The sequence below is a fragment of the Moraxella sp. 179-F 1C4 NHS genome, from assembly GCF_045370505.1.
Taxonomy (GTDB): Bacteria; Pseudomonadota; Gammaproteobacteria; order Pseudomonadales; family Moraxellaceae; genus Faucicola; species Faucicola tetraodonis.
In genome coordinates this window covers 78,280-93,825 of record NZ_JBIQEC010000004.1, presented here as the reverse complement: position 1 = coordinate 93,825, position 15,546 = coordinate 78,280, and the positions used below count along the sequence as shown (strand labels likewise).

The following is a 15,546-nucleotide window of genomic DNA, read 5'->3' as shown; positions in this document are numbered from 1 at the left end:
TAAATTTTGCGTAAAGTCTAGCGAAAAAACAAAACTACAAATCAATATTTTAGCCAAATCTGGGTCGATTAAAACAAGCGTGAGATATCGTTACCAATCGCCAACAGCATGAAACCTGCAAGCAAAACTAACCCAATATTCATTCCCATCATTTGTATTTTCTCCGGCATGGATTTACCAAAAATAGCCTCATAGGCATACATGACAATATGACCGCCATCAAGCACAGGTACGGGTAATAAATTGAGCACAGCAAGGCTTAAACTGATAATCGCCATAAACGACAATACCGCTTCCCAACCGATGCTAAAGCTTTGATTGGCGACTTTGGCAATGGTAATGGGACCTGATAGGTTCTCTACCCCAATGGTGCCGGTCAACATTTTACCCATGGATTTGAGGGTCATGGCACTTAAATCGACAGTTTGATGCACGGATTTTTCGACCGCTTGGATGGGGGTATATTGAATGGTTTTTATATACTCAGGTGGCGGCGTGACCTTAGATGCTGCTGCCGCTGCGCCAATTTGTCCAAATCGATTGCCCATAGTATCTTTTTTTGCTTGTGGCATGACTTGTAAGGTAGTAATTTTGCCTTGGCGCTGTACTTCAAGGGTTAATAACTGCTCGGGGCTGGATTTGACAACTTGTGAAAACGCCAGCCAATCGCTCACCGGTTGACCGTTGACACGACTGATGGTATCACCGACTTGCAGACCTTGACGCGCGGCAGCGCTATTTGGGACAATTTCACCGACCACCGCCGGAATTTTTGGTTGCCACGGAATCGCGCCTAGACTATCAATCGGATTGGTTGCTTTACCCGCTTCTACTTTCATAAAGCGCTGTATCGGCACGGCAACATTGGTTTGACCTTGCGCGCCATTCACTGTTAAATTAACTTGTCCCGACTCGCCCATGCGATCAGCTAACGCATAGTTAATATCTTGCCAACTTTGGATGGGTTTATTATCAACCGCAACAATTTCGTCACCGACTTTTAGACTGGTTTGACTGACCGGTGAATTGGGCAAAATACTGCCGACTTTGGTCGCCAAGACTTGGGTTGGGGTGATAAATAGCAGCCAATACAAAAAAATCGCAATGAGTAAGTTCATCACCGGACCTGCTGCGACGATGGCAATTTTTTTCCAAGGTTGTTGGGTATTAAAGGCTAAATGACGTTCAGCTGGATTGACTTTGCCTTCTCGCTCATCGAGCATTTTGACATAGCCGCCAAGCGGAATCGCAGAAACCGCATAATTAATCCCAGTTTTTTTACTTGTCCAGCTTAGCAGCTTTGGACCAAAGCCAATTGAATAGGTCAATACCTTGACACCGCATAGCCGAGCAACAATATAATGCCCCCACTCATGTAGCGCAACCAAAGGTCCTAGTACCACAATCGCAGCTAAAACGGTCAAGATAAAATTCATGGCTATCCTTTTGACAAAATCACAGGCTAAAAATATTTTAACTATCGTTATCTTGATAATTTATGCAGTCATTTTTAACGATTATCAACCAGTGTTGCCAACTATTTTTAAGCTTTTTTTAAGCATTATTTAAGCGTTTAAATCGGCAATACATTGGTGTGCTTGTTCACGGCTTAGTTTATCTACCGCCAAAATTGCTTGCAATGACCCAATCGGCTGTTTTTCGGCTTGCAATAGTACTTTTTCATTGATATCAGCAATATCGGTTAAACGGATGTCACCGTCCAAAAACGCTTGAACGGCTATCTCATTACTGGCATTTAAGGCGATACACGCATAGCTACCTTGTTGCATGGCTTGATAAGCCAACCCTAAGCATTTAAACTTTTCTAAATCAGGTCGGACAAAATTTAAATTACTTAACTGAAAAATGTCTAATCGTTCCACCCCACTGCTGATACGATTGGGGTATGCCATAGCATGGGCAATGGGGGTACGCATATCAGGACTGCCAAGCTGCGCTAAAAAACTACCATCGTTGTATTCAACCATAGAATGCAAGATGCTTTGCGGATGAATGACCACTTCAATCTCAGAGACCGGCATATCAAATAAAAAACTCGCTTCAATCAGCTCCAAACCTTTATTCATCATGGTGGCACTATCTACCGATATTTTTTGCCCCATGGACCAGTTCGGGTGTTTGACAGCTTCCGCAATGCTGGCGCGTTTCATATCGTCAAGTGTTTTGTGTAAAAATGGCCCACCTGAGGCGGTTAACCAAAGCTTTTTAATACCATGGTTATCATCATGAATGGCATTGCGCTGTTGTTGCACCGCGGTAGGCAAACATTGAAAAATGGCATTGTGCTCACTATCAATTGGCAGCAATTTGGCATTTGACTGCTTGACGGCTTTAATCATCAGCTCACCTGCCATCACTAACGCTTCTTTATTGGCGAGCAAAATCGTTTTACCCGCGTTCGCCGCTGCCAGCGTTGATGGCAAGCCTGCAGCACCGACGATAGCCGCAACCACCATGTCCACTTCTGCTAGTGTGGCAAGCTCAACTAAACCTTGCTCACCAATCAAAATCTTGCAGTTTAGATGAGCCTCGCTGAGCATCTGCGCAAATGTTGCTTCCTTTTCTTTGGCAACACAAACATAGCTTGGCTTAAATTGCTGGCAAATGCTCAACAGTTTATCCAGCCGCGAAAACCCTGTCACCCCGACCACGTTATACAAATCAGGATGCTGACTGACAACCGATAGCGTACTATCGCCGATAGAGCCTGTTGCGCCCATAATAGCAATGTTTTTTTGCGATATAGTGTGAGTTGAAGATAGCATTACAATGACCTAGTAAGTTGCGGGCAGACGGCGGTTAAACCTAACATTTTGCGTTTACAGCGGCAAATTGCCTCTGTTATAAGCATATTAACACGCGAAAAAATTTTTAAGCATCAATCGACAAGCAGTTGCGCAAAAAAGATTGAATGAAAAACAAGCTTGCACTGATTAGCAGATTCAATAAATTGATATTGGCTATATTGGAATTGAACAAATTGGTATTAAGCAGATGTGAAAATTTTTGAAAGCTAAACCCAATGTAGCATTAAATTAATCCGTAAAATTTCATCGCCCAAAACCCCAACGCAAAAATTGGCACTGCTGAAAGCTGCGAATCAATACGATCAAGAATGCCCCCATGTCCTGGCAACAATGCCCCGGCATCTTTCACACCTGCATGGCGTTTTAGCATACTTTCAAATAAATCACCGAACACGGACATGCTGATAGTGATCAACGATAAGAGCAAAAACACGCCAATAGCCAGCATCGACCAATCGTTTAACAACCCAAAGGATACACCAATCACCACTAGCGTGCCTGTAGCAAGTCCGCCTAATAGGCCTTCCACACTTTTATTGGGTGAGACGTGCGGGGACATTTTGCGTCTACCAAGTTTTCGTCCGACAAAGTAAGCACCACTATCCGCGCACCACACCAATACAAACACATATAACAGCCACCAAGCTGAAAGTGACCACAGATAATACATCGCAGTAATGGCGGATGACAGTACAATCATACCGATGACGTATAAATGCTTACCATACCAAGCTTGCGTATTGTTGGGATAACGACGAATCCAGCCAATCGCTACCAACCAAATCAGCGCCGCAACCAGCCAAAAAAACACCCAAGAGACTATGCTGCCAGTCAGCTTTGCTATCGCCAATAACACACTGACAATCGCTAACACCACAAGGGTATACATATAATCAATTGGTTTGGCAGGTTTGGTGGGCATTTGGGTGGTAGGCGGTACATAATTGTCGGGATTTTGGTGAAATGATGGCATGAGCTTTGACCACTCAAAAGCCCCAAAGCCTGCACCCACTAACAATAGCGGCAACATCAAAATAGGCTCGCGGGTAGCAAACATCGCAACGCCAACAATCACTAACAAAATAATGGCGGTTCTAATGCGTTCCCACATGACAATTCCTATTGATTAACTAAAAGCTCAAACCTAATACTTGCTCGCTGGTCTTACCAAATCGACGCTCACGACCCATAAAAATATCAATCATTTGGTCTAATTCAGCTGCCTTGAAATCTGGCCAAAGCGTTTCGGTAAAAAATAACTCAGCATACGCACATTGCCAAAGGAGAAAATTAGAAATGCGGTAATCACCCCCTGTACGGATTAACATATCAACGGCGGGTAAATCCGATAGCGACAGGTGGCGTGCAAAATCGTCTTGGGTAATAGCCTCGGCAGTAAGTGCGCCTTCTTCCACTTGTTTGGCAACTTGGCGGCAGGCATTGACGATGTCCCACTGACCGCCGTAGCTGATAGCAATCACCAAACTCATCTTAGTAAAGTGGGCAGTTTGCTCTTCTGCATCTTGCATAATCGCGCGTAAATGCGGCGTCAAGGTACTCCTGTCACCGATAAAGCGCAAAGAAATTTGATGACGCAGCATTCGCGGTAATTGGTCATGGACGGTTTGCTCAAGTAGCTTCATCAATAGCGCCACTTCATTGGCTGGGCGCTGCCAATTTTCGCTAGAAAAAGCAAATACCGTCAATGCACGTATACCAATATCCATGCAATGCTCAACCAAAGGGTCTAAATTATCTTTGCCGGCAATATGCCCGCCACCGGTTGGTAGCCCATGTGCTTTGGCATAGCGGTTATTGCCATCCATAATGATGGCAATATGTTGTGGCATTGCTGCCTTTGACTCAACCATGACCTACTTCTTATGAATTGGTTCTTTTGTTGGATAAATAACGATTAAACGGCCATTAACTCTGCTTCTTTGCTAGAGAGCATTTTATCAATGCTATCAATGTATTTATCGGTCATTTTTTGGATGTCGTCATTGGCGCGGCGTTCATCGTCTTCTGAGATTTGCTTGTCTTTCACTAAGGCTTTTAAGGCATTGTTGGCATCACGGCGAGCATTACGCACGGATACACGGCGCTCTTCGGCTTCATGACGTGCCAATTTTTGCATATCTTTACGGGTTTCTTCTGTCAATGCGGGTAGTGGTACTCGAATCACTTCTGCGCTCATTGGGTTAAGACCCAAATCTGATTCACGAATTGCTTTGTCGACTGCCTGCACCATGCTACGGTCAAAAGGCTGCACTAATAGGGTACGCGAGTCTTCAACGTTGATGCTCGCCACTTGATTAAGTGGCATCTCAGAGCCATAGTAAGACACCATCACACCCTGCAAAATACCAGGATGGGCACGGCCTGTACGTAATTTACTAAAGGCATTTTCTAAGGCTTCAATCGCCTTTTTCATTTTGTCTTCGCCTTGTTTTTTAATATCGTTAATCATGTTGTGTCCTTTTAAAACTATGTATGTCAAATTTATAAAGTATTTTAGTGTATCAACTATTTTAGTGATTGATAACTTTGGTGCCTTCTGACTCGCCCATCACCACATGAAGTAGCGCATTGGGTTTTGCCATATCAAATACTTGCAGCGGTACGTTATGCTCACGCAGCAACGCAATCGCAGTCAAATCCATCACCCCCAATTTTTGATCTAGCACTTGGTCAAAGGTAAGTTCGTCGTATTTGACGGCATCGTCATGGTTATTTGGGTCTTTGTTATACACACCATCGACTTTGGTCGCTTTTAGGATTAAATTGGCTTCAATCTCGATGCCACGTAAACATGCTGCGGTATCCGTAGTAAAAAACGGATTGCCGGTACCTGCGACAAACACGCACACTTCATTGTTCTGTAAATAGCGAATAGCGTTGCGGCTGCTGTAGTTTTCAGTCACTTCGCCAATTGGCAAGGCTGACATCAAACGGCATTTGATATTACGGCGCTCTAGGGCGTCACGCATCGCCAAGCCATTCATTACGGTCGCAAGCATACCCATTTGGTCGCCTGTGACACGGCCCACCAAGCCTTGTTTTTGTAGCGCAGCGCCACGATACAAGTTGCCACCACCGACCACGATACCCACTTGCACACCCAATCCTACCAAGTGCGCAATCGCAAGACTCATGTTGTCTAATACGCCTGAATCAATCCCCATATCATTTTTGCCTGCCAGGGCCTCGCCAGAGAGTTTGAGCAAAATACGTTGGTAACGGGGAGCTTTATCAGACATGGTTGACCTCTTGTTGGCTGTTGGATAGCAAATAATGCAAATGGCGAAATTTTAACAAAATTAACGGTTTTTAGATAGTGTAAAGATAATTTCAACAGTCATTTTAATTTTTACCCTGCTCTCACCTTGAAAATTCAATCGGCTTTAGCCATCAAACTGTTAAGGTACTATATTAATGTGTAGATTATTAATGCGTGGCTGAATGAGAAAACAGATTAATCACAATCACACCCAATACAATTAGACTCATACCCGCGATGGCGGGTAAATCCAGTTTATTACCCAAAATAAAGTACCCAATGATAGCGGTCAACACAATACCTACCCCTGACCAAATGGCATAAGCAATCCCCAGTGGTATGATTTTTATGACTTGTGAAAGAAGATAAAAAGCAATGCCAAAACAAATCATGGTGATGATAGTGGGCAAGGGTTTGCTAAACCCCTCTGATTTTGCTAAAAAAGTTGAACCAGTAACCTCACTGACAATCGCAATCCCTAAAAGACCATACGCTAACATTGATTGAGACATGACAATTGTTATCCTTATAACATTTCACCTGTGAAACTGGCAAAAAGGTCATACTCGTTGGCTTCATCAATGGTGACGGTTAAAAATTCACCGATTTTAACCGATGCATCAATATTATCTACATACACGTGACCGTCAATTTCTGGCGCATCGGCATAGCTACGGCAAATGGCGATATTTTCTTCTTCATCAATCTCATCCACTAGCACTTTTAAAGTTTTACCGACTTTTTCAGCCAGTTTTTCGGCACTGATTTGTTGCTGTAGCGCCATCAGTCGTTCATAGCGTTGTTGTTTGATAGCCTCTGGCACAGGGTTCGGCAAATCGTTTGCCGCCGCGCCTTCTATTTCTGAATAGGTAAACGCCCCTACTCTGTCTAATCGCGCCTCTTTGAGCCAGTCAAGCAAATATTCAAAATCTTCTTCCGTCTCCCCAGGGAAACCCACCACGAAGGTGGAACGAATGACAATATCGGGGCAAATCGAGCGCCAAGTTTTGATACGCGCCAGTACGTTTTCGCTATGTGCGGGGCGTTTCATGGCTTTGAGCACATTGGGGCTGGCATGTTGGAATGGGATATCAAGGTATGGCAGTAGCTTGTCTTCACTCATCAGTTTGACCACAGCATCGACATGTGGGTAAGGATAGATGTAATGCAAACGCACCCAAATGCCCAGTCGATTCAGTGCCTCGCACATATCGTAAAATTTGGATTTGATGGGCATGCCATTCCAAAAACTGGTTCTGTATTTAAGATCTACGCCATAGGCTGAGGTATCTTGCGAGATGATTAATAGCTCTTTGACGCCTGTGTTTTTGAGTGCAGCCGCTTCAGTCATGATACTGTCAATCGGGCGACTAACGAGGTCACCACGAAAGCTTGGGATGATACAAAATGTGCAACGGTGGTTACAGCCTTCGGATATTTTGACATAAGCATAATGTTTTGGTGTAAGCTTAATGCCCGCATCATTGATTAGGTCAATTTTTGGGTCGTAAGTTTTTGATGGTGCAGGTTTGGGCACATAATGCGACACGGCATTGACCACTTCTTCATAGGCATGTGCGCCAGTCACCGCAAGCACAGCTGGGTGCATGGTTTTGATTTTTTCGGCATCTTTGCCAAGGCAACCGGTGACAATCACCTTACCGTTTTTGGTAATCGCCTCACCAATGGCATCAAGCGATTCTTGCACCGCAGATTCGATAAAGCCGCAAGTATTGACCACCACCAAATCTGCGCCATCATAGTCACTGGCGACTTGGTAGCCATCACGGCTAAGCTCGGTGATAATGCGCTCACTATCCACCAAGGCTTTGGGGCAGCCAAGCGACACAAAACCAATCTTAGGCGCTTTTGTCGTTGCTATATCTTGAGCCAGTTGGTGCGCCGTTTGGCTGGCGCTTTGACCTAAAGTACGGTTTTCATTATGATTGGCTTGGTGGTGGGTGGCGGGTTTATTGGTAGACTGGGGATTAAAAACTTGCGGTTGGCTTGGCATGACTTTCACTTTTAAAAAATTTAATCTGACTATTTTACTAAGTTTTGCTGTTTTTACCAAATCAACTTTTTAATTTTTCATTGACTCAAATTAACTGTACAGGTAAAAATTTCAAATGCTAAAAAATTAACCTATTGTTGATAACCTATTGTTCGTAAAGTCCCTATCAACTGTAGCACTCCCCATCATGACTACTCAATATGAGCCATACCCTGCAAAAAACACTATTGGCGATGATTTTAGTTCAAGCAAACTTTATGAAAATTATCTTAAATCAATATTTTATAAAAAATCCGCCAAAGTTTGACGGATTTTTTTATTAACCATTCAACTCATCCCACAATTTTTCTAGGCGTTTAGCTGACACAGGCACACGGGTTTTCATCGGCTGGGCAAACAGCTGAATCCGAAACTCCTCAACCAACCAACGATATGGCATAATTGTCTCATCATTACCCTTAACAGATAGCCTCTCCATGTGTTTATCAAGCTGATACACCGCATCCAGATCGGCATCCAAATTGTGCTCAAGCCTATCAAGTCGCACCAACAACGCCTGCAAATAACGCGGATATTGCTGCCAATCTTGATAACTCATGCGATACACAAAGTCCGACAAACGCAAATCATCGAGCTGGTCTTCGATATCTTCAATACTTTCTTCAAAAATATCACGGTCAAGTAACAGCAGTTTTTGGCGAACTTGCTGCCACTGCTCATACACCGATTTTAGCTGAACTATTACACTTTGACCCACGCTCAAGAAATTGGCAAGCACCACGGCTTTGGCTTGGTTAAATTCATCCAACGTCAAAGGCAACTGATTGATGGCAATCACCAACTCTTTATCATGAATCCCTGCCGTGAATTTTTCATGGTCAAACTCTGCAACAAATTTTTCAAAAGTGGCATCAAGCGTGGCATGAATCAGCAAATCTTTGAGTCTATCAAGCTCACCAAGCGGCGCAAAGGCAAGTTTAAAGTTTTTATCAATTTGGCTGGTAAGCTGTCTAGCTTTCGCTCCGAGCTCATTGCCGATTAAAGCAAGCAAGCCTTGACGGTGTTTGTTGAGTGCCACACTGACATCGGTAAATTGCTGAATAGACACAGCCTTTTTATCGCTATAGCTTGGCTGTCCATCAGCAACCAATGCCGAAAACTGCTTGATCATCACGCCTGCACTGTGACGGTTTTGCATAAAGTTAAAATGCTCGGGAAACTCGCTATGTACGCCTTTACCACTGGCGACGGCTTGGCTTGTGGTGACTTGATGGCGCAGTTTTAATGCGTCAATATCTCGCCCTTTTTCAATTAGACGGTTTTTGTCATCGACCAGCGCAATTTGTGGCTGCAAATAGGTTTCAACCTCGCTTGGATTAAAGTCTTTTGGCTCTACAAATTGGTTGTTTGCTCCACGCACACCGCGCTGGTTTAAGGCTTGGCACAGTTGCTTTAACAGTCCACCATGGTGGTTTTTTTCAAGCGTGTCAAAAATTTGTTTGGCGGTATCGGGCACAGGCACGATTTGACGGCGAATATCTTTGGGCAACGTCTTTAATAACTGCAAAACCAGCTCATAGCGCCACCCTGCAATACCCCATAATAATTCAACCGCATCAACCTGTGGTAAGGCAACGAGCGGGACTTTAATGGTCACGCCATCATCGTCGCTGGTCGGGTCAAAAATATACGACAGGGGTAGTTTCAGATTACCCAGTTGCCACGTTTCTGGGAAAGCTTGGGTAGCAGGTGCTTGTTCGTTGAGCACATCTTTATCACTAAAAAATAAAAACTGTGGCTCCGTTTTTTCTACTTCTTTTCGCCAATCTTCAAATACTTTGCGACTAGCGATATGCTCAGGCACTCGCTTGGCATAAAAGTCGTATAATTGCTCTTCATCAACCAGCAAGTCTCGACGTCGCAGCTTATCTTCAATCAAGGATACATCAGCGACTTTATCTATATTATGCTGCAAAAATGGTGGCAACTTGCCCTTTTTACCATCGCCTGTGGATGGGGCATTTAAATTGCCCAACACCAAGGCATCTCGCAAAAAGATTTCTCGAGACTCGGTAAGGTTGACCCGCTCATAATTCATCAATTGTTTGTGTACCACAATCAAACCAAACAGGCTGATTTGGGCATATGCTTTGACATGCCCCGTTTTGGCTGACCAATGCGGCTCAAAATAATGGTATTTGAGCAAATCCCCTGCCATCGCCAAAATCCACTCTGGCTCGATTTTGGCAGCAGTACGCATAAACACCTGCGAGGTCTCAACCACCTCAAACGCCATCACCCATAGCGGATTTTGTTTGAACAAGGTACTGGCAGGAAAAATCTTGGCTTTGTGCTGACGCGCGGTGACATACTCGCCGCGTTTGGCTTTGATTAGCTTACCGCTTTTGTCGACGTCATTGACTTTTTGGGCAATAAACGACAGCAAACCTGTGAGCAATGCTCGGTGAATAGGCACATAACTGGCTGGCTCTTGGTTGATGGTTAATTTTAAGCCATCCACCATTTGCAACAACTGGCTATGGGTTTGTTGCCATTCACGTAAACGCGGCGAGCTTAAAAAATGTTTTTTGGCAAAGCTTTTACGTTGGCTGTTGGTTAATTTGTCGTTTCCATACGGGCTTTGCGCGATTGGCGCGGCTTCATCGTCTAGCGTTTCATGTTTTTGATGGTCAAGATCACTGTTTTTAAATTCACTACTTTTAAATCCACCGCTTTTAAATAAAGCCCCATGAATTGCCTGCCAAAGACTGAGATAAAATAAAAAATCGCTGTCGGCTTGGCGAAATAATGCGTGTTTTTGGTCGGCTTGGGTTTGCTTATCGCTCGGGCGTTCTCGAGGGTCTTGCACTGACAAGCCCGATACAATCACCAATAGCTCTTTTAAACAACCATATTGCTCACCTGCAATCAGCATACGTGCCAAACGAGGGTCTATGGGCATTTTTGCCATCATTTGACCGACTTTAGTAAGTTGATTTGGATGGCGTTTGGATTGACCTTTGCCCTTGCTCTTGTCACTGTCATTAGCTATGCTTAGGCTATTTTCAGACTTTTTAGTGGCAATCGCACCCAATTCTTCTAATAGTTTACGCCCGTCATTGACCAGTCGATTGTCAGGGGGCTGGATAAAGTCAAAGTTTTCTACCTCGCCCAGACCCAAGTTTGCCATTTGCAAAATCACCGACGCCAAGTTGGTACGCAGAATTTCAGGCTCGGTGAATTCGGGACGGCTGGTAAAGTCTTCTTCTGAATATAAACGGATACACACGCCCGCGGCGATACGTCCACAGCGACCTTTTCGTTGATTGGCGGCAGCTTGACTGATCGCTTCAATCGGCAGGCGTTGTACCCGCGAGCGATAGTCATAGCGTGACATCCGGGCAAATCCCAAATCAATGACGTAGCGGATATTGGGCACGGTCAAGGCGGTTTCAGCAACGTTGGTGGCGATGATAATGCGACGGCCGCCTGTCGGGTGGAAAATCTGCTGCTGCTCGGCAAAACTTTGACGGGCGAATAACGGCAAAATTTGGGTATGACGGGGGGCATATTGGTTTAAAATATCTGCCAAATCATGAATTTGCACTTCTGTCGCCGCAAAAATCAAAATATCCGCTTGGTCAGCATGCCCTTTGCTGGCAGCGTCTTGGTAGCACTCTTCCACCGCTGCGGTAATCGCTCGCGGCAAGTTATCTTCGACATCATCAAAGCTGTCATCATCCGAACCTGTGACAATCTCCTCCGTCAACGGACGGTAGCGCACTTCCACGGGATAACTGCGACCTTCAACCACAAACACAGGCGCGGGCGTCGCTTTTTTGGTTTTACCATCAACGCTAGAAAAATACTGGCTAAACCTTGCTGTGTCGAGCGTTGCCGATGTGATAATCACCTTTAAATCGGGACGTTTTGGCAATAGACGCTTGAGATAACCCATGATAAAGTCAATGTTAAGACTGCGCTCGTGGGCTTCATCAATGATAATGGTATCATAGCGGCTCAAAAACTTGTCATGCGCCATTTCGGCAAGCAAAATACCGTCGGTCATCAGTTTGACAATAGAATCGGCTGAGCCTTGCTCAGTAAAGCGCACTTTAAAGCTGACTGTCTGTCCGAGCGTTTCCCCTAGTTCTTCAGCAATGCGATTTGCCACACTACGCGCCGCTAAGCGTCTTGGCTGTGTGTGTCCGATTTGCCCTGTTACCCCTCGCCCGGCAAGCATGGCAATCTTAGGTAATTGGGTGGTTTTGCCTGAGCCTGTCTCCCCTGCCACGATGATGACTTGGTGGTCTTGAATCGCTTTAATCAAGCGCTCGGCTGATTGGCTAACTGGCAAATCTTCATTGAGATGAATTGTCGGAATACTATCAATCCGCGATTGCACCATAGCTTGAGAATGGGTTAGCTGTTTTTGATAGCGGTCAAATCGCGTCAGGTATTCTTCACTCTCTGCGCCATCTTTGGATTTGATTTGGTGAATTTGTTTGGCAAGACGTGACAGATAATAGCTGTCTTTTGCCATCACTGGGGCATTAGGGGGTAAACTTGGATTTTGAATTTGAGCAGTTTTTTCGGGTAAAATTTCGGTCATTTGCTTGGGCTATTTTATTTTTTTAGAGAAAAAGTCTTTTGATAAATGGGGGATATATAAAGTATATCAAGTTCTATACATCAAATCTTATAGCTTCAAATTTTAAGGTTTGATTGTCATCATTTCTATTAAGCTGCTTTATGCTACAATACGATTTTTGCAAATTTTGAATTGATAGGTTTGACAATGGAAAACATGATTAAAAGTATAAAAATCAGCCAATTATTTGGTGATAAAGATATTAAGTGGAATCTGCAAAAAACAAATGTGCTTGTTGGTAAAAATGGTATGGGTAAGTCAACAATTCTACAGTTGATAATTGCAACACTATCAAAAAAAGATACTTTTAAAAAAAGCTCCCTATGTGAATCAATCACAATTTTGACTGAGCAAGAAGATATTTTTTCAATGCGAAATGAGGCTATAACGGATGAAATTAGAAAAGCTTTATTAAAGGCTTTACAAGATAATCCCAAAATCTTAGAACAAATAAAAAACGAAAATGATAGCAAATTTAATAGTGAGCAATTCTATGAAAATCTTAATAACCCTTATAATAAATCTGAGCTAACAGCCTTTATTTCTTCATCTAATGATAATGATAATGATGATAAATTAAATTTTGAATTTATATCGACAGTTAATCTTAATGCTAATTCCACACAAAATTTATCTCTAGCCAATGGAGAGATACAAAATATTTTAGACTTAGAAATTCAAACCGAATTACAACGCCTACTAGTAATCAATAATGAAGTATTAAATAAGCAACTTATCACAGCTCTTAATATCATGTTTAGCGAAAGCAAAAAAGATGTTTCTTTAAATGATAAATTTGAGCTTGAGTTTAAAGTTAATAATGAAATTTTAAATTTTCCACAGCTATCATCAGGTGAACGTCAAGTTATCTATATTTTATTAAAAGTCGCTATTGCTACCAAAGATAACGCATTGATTTTAATGGATGAACCCGAAATATCATTACATTTATCATGGCAAGAAAAGCTTCTCACCCAAATCCGAGAAATTAATCCTAATAGCCAAATCATCATCGTAACCCATAGCCCTGCAATCGTCATGAACGGTTGGCTAGACTGTTTTGTGGATATTCAAGATATTATTGTAAAAGGATAATATCAAAATGTCTGATTTTAAAGAATATTTCACTAATCCAAACTATATTGGCGGTTATAATGCCATCTTATCTGGCAATACAAATGACCGCCAAAAAGGTATGGTGTATGTCGAAGATGATTCGGATATTTGGTTTTGGAAAAAATTCATTGAGCAACATCTACCTAATCAATACGAATACAAACCTGCCACTAAAAATACTGAAAATGCTTCTGGTAAAATGGCTTTACGTCAGTTTTATAGCGGATTGAACCCAAAAGTTTTAATTGCTCGTGACGCTGATTATGATTGGCTATTACCGAATGGTAAAGATGATTTGAAAAATCCTTTTATTTTACATACATTTGCCTATAGCAAAGAAAGCGTATTGATAGAAAAATATAGTTTGAATAAATTCTTTGACGATATTTTTCACACAGTTAAACATCAAGTCAATATAGATGAAGTTTTTGAAAAACTCTCTGAATTAGTATTTTTTGGGCTTTGCACCTTAGTACATGATGATATGAAAGCCCATTTGACAGACCTGAAATCTTTTCATCAAAATTATCATCTACTTGATAAACCAATGATTTTAGAAAACTTAACATTTGATTTTACCGTTTTTGATACAATTTCTGATGCTATAAGTACCAACTCTAATCTATCTGATAAAGATTTTGACAATACAAAAACATACCTTTATCAACATGGTATTAATGAAGAAAACGCTTATCGCTTTATATCTGGACACTTATTATCTGACTTAATAGCAAAAATTCAGAAATTGTTGTTTAATCAACTCAAAATGAAAGAGATGAGCAATATTACTCAAAAATTTAAGGGCAAAGATATAGCAGATAGAAAGAAGCAATTAGACCAAATATTCGTTACAAATTTTCAATTAGAAACTTTTTATAGGCAATATCTCATTAACCCACAAGACGAAATTCATCAAAAGATATTAACGAAAATTGCTAATTTAAAGACTGTTTAAATTAGCAATGTCACAAGGAAAACCAAAATGCCACTATTAAAAACCGTTGAAGTCATTCATAACCCCAACAATTTACCCATCGATAGAGCCGTCATTTGGCTACACGGACTGGGCGCAAATGGTCATGACTTTGAGCCGGTCGTCCCTGACTTGGGACTCGATGGTAACCATGGCATACGGTTTGTATTTCCTCACGCCCCCGCCATTCCTGTAACCATCAACCAAGGTTATGTGATGCCAGCGTGGTACGATATTTTAGAAATGTCGCTTGAGCGCAAAATCGACACGGCACAGATTGAACAATCCGCTCGCGCAATTGGAGAATTAATCGCGCGTGAAGCCGAGCGCGGTGTGTCGCCTGAACATATCGTGATTGCAGGATTTTCACAAGGTGGTGCGGTGGCGTATCAGACGGCACTCACCTATGACAAACCATTAGCCGGACTGTTAACCCTATCGACTTATTTAGCGACCAAAGACAGCCTAACTTTAAGTGATGCCAATAAAAATCTAAACATTGCCATTCATCATGGCACACAAGACCCTGTCGTCCCAGTACAGCTTGGGCAAGAAGCCAAAGCATGGCTTGAGTCAAAAGGTTATCAGCCGCAGTTTTACAGCTATCCGATGGCGCACCAAGTATGTATGCCGCAACTCAAAATTATCGGTAAATGGCTAAATGATGTGTTGGCCTAACGATGT

12 protein-coding genes are annotated in these 15,546 nt (G+C 42.6%); 3 read left to right on the top strand and 9 right to left on the bottom strand.

Translation table 11 applies throughout. The annotated features are described in order from the left end of the window. Window positions 1-68: 68 nt before the first annotated feature. From rseP to hrpA, 9 genes are all read right to left on the bottom strand, one after another. Complete coding sequence (rseP, locus tag ACH0AB_RS03095) at window positions 69-1,436, bottom strand: RIP metalloprotease RseP (protein WP_406877127.1); 1,368 nt, start codon at window positions 1,434-1,436, stop codon at window positions 69-71. A gap of 129 nt (window positions 1,437-1,565) precedes the next feature. Then, window positions 1,566-2,786: a 1-deoxy-D-xylulose-5-phosphate reductoisomerase gene (ispC, locus tag ACH0AB_RS03090; protein WP_406877126.1), complete on the bottom strand. Its 1,221-nt coding sequence runs from the start codon at window positions 2,784-2,786 to the stop codon at window positions 1,566-1,568. A 265-nt stretch (window positions 2,787-3,051) separates the two neighbouring features. Further along, window positions 3,052-3,939, bottom strand: a complete 888-nt coding sequence (locus ACH0AB_RS03085; RefSeq protein ID WP_406877125.1) for a phosphatidate cytidylyltransferase — start codon at window positions 3,937-3,939, stop codon at window positions 3,052-3,054. Window positions 3,940-3,958: 19 nt separating this feature from the next. Beyond that, a complete protein-coding gene (uppS, locus tag ACH0AB_RS03080; RefSeq protein ID WP_406877124.1) occupies window positions 3,959-4,699 on the bottom strand; it encodes a polyprenyl diphosphate synthase in 741 nt (246 codons plus the stop codon). 44 nt (window positions 4,700-4,743) lie between these two features. Then, window positions 4,744-5,298, bottom strand: coding sequence for a ribosome recycling factor (gene frr / locus ACH0AB_RS03075; protein ID WP_007116803.1), 555 nt, complete (start codon window positions 5,296-5,298; stop codon window positions 4,744-4,746). 61 nt (window positions 5,299-5,359) lie between these two features. Further along, window positions 5,360-6,088 (bottom strand): UMP kinase, encoded by a 729-nt coding sequence (gene pyrH / locus ACH0AB_RS03070; protein WP_313012579.1) that lies wholly within the window; start codon window positions 6,086-6,088, stop codon window positions 5,360-5,362. Window positions 6,089-6,275: 187 nt separating this feature from the next. After that, window positions 6,276-6,620, bottom strand: a complete 345-nt coding sequence (locus ACH0AB_RS03065) for an SMR family transporter (RefSeq protein ID WP_313091816.1) — start codon at window positions 6,618-6,620, stop codon at window positions 6,276-6,278. A gap of 14 nt (window positions 6,621-6,634) precedes the next feature. Then, window positions 6,635-8,122: a 30S ribosomal protein S12 methylthiotransferase RimO gene (gene rimO, locus ACH0AB_RS03060; protein WP_406877123.1), complete on the bottom strand. Its 1,488-nt coding sequence runs from the start codon at window positions 8,120-8,122 to the stop codon at window positions 6,635-6,637. 319 nt (window positions 8,123-8,441) lie between these two features. Next, window positions 8,442-12,665 carry an ATP-dependent RNA helicase HrpA gene (hrpA, locus tag ACH0AB_RS03055; RefSeq protein WP_406877190.1) on the bottom strand — a complete coding sequence of 1,408 codons (4,224 nt, stop codon included), beginning with the start codon at window positions 12,663-12,665 and terminating at the stop codon, window positions 8,442-8,444. Between the two features lie 255 nt (window positions 12,666-12,920). Here hrpA and ACH0AB_RS03050 point away from each other — a divergent pair, with 255 nt between their 5' ends. From ACH0AB_RS03050 to ACH0AB_RS03040, 3 genes are read left to right on the top strand one after another with little or no spacing between them, the layout of a single operon-like run. Continuing rightward, window positions 12,921-13,868: an AAA family ATPase gene (locus tag ACH0AB_RS03050; RefSeq protein WP_406877122.1), complete on the top strand. Its 948-nt coding sequence runs from the start codon at window positions 12,921-12,923 to the stop codon at window positions 13,866-13,868. A 7-nt stretch (window positions 13,869-13,875) separates the two neighbouring features. Then, window positions 13,876-14,844: a DUF4435 domain-containing protein gene (locus ACH0AB_RS03045; RefSeq protein ID WP_159374583.1), complete on the top strand. Its 969-nt coding sequence runs from the start codon at window positions 13,876-13,878 to the stop codon at window positions 14,842-14,844. A 27-nt stretch (window positions 14,845-14,871) separates the two neighbouring features. After that, on the top strand, window positions 14,872-15,540 hold the full coding sequence (locus ACH0AB_RS03040; protein WP_406877121.1) for an alpha/beta hydrolase: 669 nt from the start codon (window positions 14,872-14,874) through the stop codon (window positions 15,538-15,540). The last annotated feature ends 6 nt before the right edge of the window (window positions 15,541-15,546 follow it).

Bases quoted from the DNA above. Each gene is read 5' to 3' on its own strand.
- rseP (WP_406877127.1), bottom strand. From the start codon at position 1,436: ATGAATTTTATCTTGACCGTTTTAGCTGCGATTGTGGTACTAGGACCT.
- ispC (WP_406877126.1), bottom strand. From the start codon at position 2,786: ATGCTATCTTCAACTCACACTATATCGCAAAAAAACATTGCTATTATG.
- ACH0AB_RS03085 (WP_406877125.1), bottom strand. From the start codon at position 3,939: ATGTGGGAACGCATTAGAACCGCCATTATTTTGTTAGTGATTGTTGGC.
- uppS (WP_406877124.1), bottom strand. From the start codon at position 4,699: ATGGTTGAGTCAAAGGCAGCAATGCCACAACATATTGCCATCATTATG.
- frr (WP_007116803.1), bottom strand. From the start codon at position 5,298: ATGATTAACGATATTAAAAAACAAGGCGAAGACAAAATGAAAAAGGCG.
- pyrH (WP_313012579.1), bottom strand. From the start codon at position 6,088: ATGTCTGATAAAGCTCCCCGTTACCAACGTATTTTGCTCAAACTCTCT.
- ACH0AB_RS03065 (WP_313091816.1), bottom strand. From the start codon at position 6,620: ATGTCTCAATCAATGTTAGCGTATGGTCTTTTAGGGATTGCGATTGTC.
- rimO (WP_406877123.1), bottom strand. From the start codon at position 8,122: ATGCCAAGCCAACCGCAAGTTTTTAATCCCCAGTCTACCAATAAACCC.
- hrpA (WP_406877190.1), bottom strand. From the start codon at position 12,665: ATGGCAAAAGACAGCTATTATCTGTCACGTCTTGCCAAACAAATTCAC.
- ACH0AB_RS03050 (WP_406877122.1), top strand. From the start codon at position 12,921: ATGGAAAACATGATTAAAAGTATAAAAATCAGCCAATTATTTGGTGAT.
- ACH0AB_RS03045 (WP_159374583.1), top strand. From the start codon at position 13,876: ATGTCTGATTTTAAAGAATATTTCACTAATCCAAACTATATTGGCGGT.
- ACH0AB_RS03040 (WP_406877121.1), top strand. From the start codon at position 14,872: ATGCCACTATTAAAAACCGTTGAAGTCATTCATAACCCCAACAATTTA.